1 protein-coding gene is annotated in these 1,527 nt (G+C 73.3%); it reads left to right on the forward strand.

Going from position 1 to position 1,527, the window contains the following annotated elements; translation table 11 throughout:
* Positions 1-1,337 (forward strand): hydantoinase B/oxoprolinase family protein (locus IH13_RS0122990; protein WP_031087359.1); only part of this gene is annotated, 1,337 nt, incomplete at its 5' end.
* Positions 1,338-1,527: the final 190 nt, after the last annotated feature.

Here is a 1,527-nt window from a genome sequence, read left to right on the forward strand (position 1 = left end):
CGCCCGACATCGGTGGGCGCATCCTCTCCGCCGCGGCCACCGAGGTGTTCGAGGAGGGGCTGCGGCTCCCCATCCTGAAACTGCGCACGGCCGCGGGCCCCGTCGAGGCCCTGGAAGAGCTGGTCCGGGCCAACGTGCGCACCCCGGACGAGACGATGGGCGACATCTACGCCCAGGTCGCGGCCAACCAGGTGGGCGCCCGCAGTCTCGGCCGGATGATGGACGAATTCGGTCTCGACAGCATCGACGCCGTCGCCGCCGAGATCATGCTCCGCTCCGAGAACGCCCTACGGGCCGCACTGCGCGGACTGCGCGACGGCCGTTACGAGTCCCGGCTGACGTCCGACGGGTTCAACGGCGACCCGATCGATCTGGCGGTCGCCGTGACCATCGACGGCGACCGCGTCGACATCGACTACACCGGCTCCTCGCCCCAGTCCCCCTACGGCGTGAACGTCGTCCTCAACTACACCCGGGCGTACACCTCGTTCGCCGTCAAGGCGGCCCTCGCCCCGGAGGTCCCGCACAACGCGGGCTCGTTCCGCCCCGTCCATGTGAGCGCCCCCCGCGGCTCGGTGCTGAACTGCATCGACCCCGCCCCGGTCGCCTCCCGGCACCTGGTCGGCCACTTCCTGCCCAGCCTCCTCTTCGACGCCCTGCGCTCCGCCGTCCCCGGAGGGCTGCCGGCCACCAGCTCCGACGCCCTGTGGATGACCGTGTGGCGCGGCGGGGAGACCACCGAACCGCATCCGTTCACCCTCACCATGTTCGGCGCCGGAGGAGTGGGCGGGCGCCCCGGCAAGGACGGTCTGAACACGACCGGTTTCCCCACCGGGGTGCGCGCGGCCCCCACCGAGGTGCTGGAGACCCTCACCCCGCTCCTGCAGCGTCAGCGCGAGCTGCGCCCCGACTCGGGCGGCCCGGGTGAGTACCGCGGTGGCCTCGGACAGACCGTCCGGATCGGCCGCCGGGGCGAGCACGGCTGGACCGTCAACGCCAACATCGACCGGGTCGACCACCCGGCGCCGGGCACCCATGGCGGACTCCCCGGCGCGCCGGGCGAGTTCACCGACGCCGCCACCGCGGAGCAGCTGCCGCGCAAACAACTGGTACGCCTCGCCCCCGAATCCGTGGTACGGCTGCGGTTCCCGGGCGGCGGCGGCTACGGCGACCCGAAGGCGCGGCCGGTCGAGCGGGTGCTGGACGACGTCGTCAACGGGTATGTGACGTGCGAGGCCGCGCGCGAGCACTACGGGGTCCACGTCGAGTACACCGGAGACGCCGACGCGCTGGTACGGCCCCCCGAGTCCTACCGGGCCGTACGGGTCCTCGACTGATCCACGGGGTCCGGCCCCGCCCGAGCGACGCCCGCACCCGGCCGGGCGCCGCTCGTGCAGGACCGGCCCCGCCCGCCCCGGCCCTCTTCGGCCCGCCCGGCACCGACCGGGCCGAGACCCGTTCGGAAGCCCACCCGGTAACCGTTCCCCCTAGTGAAAGGCAGACCTGCCGATGATCAGCCAGTGGCAG

Origin of the sequence: Streptomyces sp. NRRL WC-3549, assembly GCF_000721935.1 — a bacterium.
Lineage (GTDB): Bacteria > Actinomycetota > Actinomycetes > Streptomycetales > Streptomycetaceae > Streptomyces.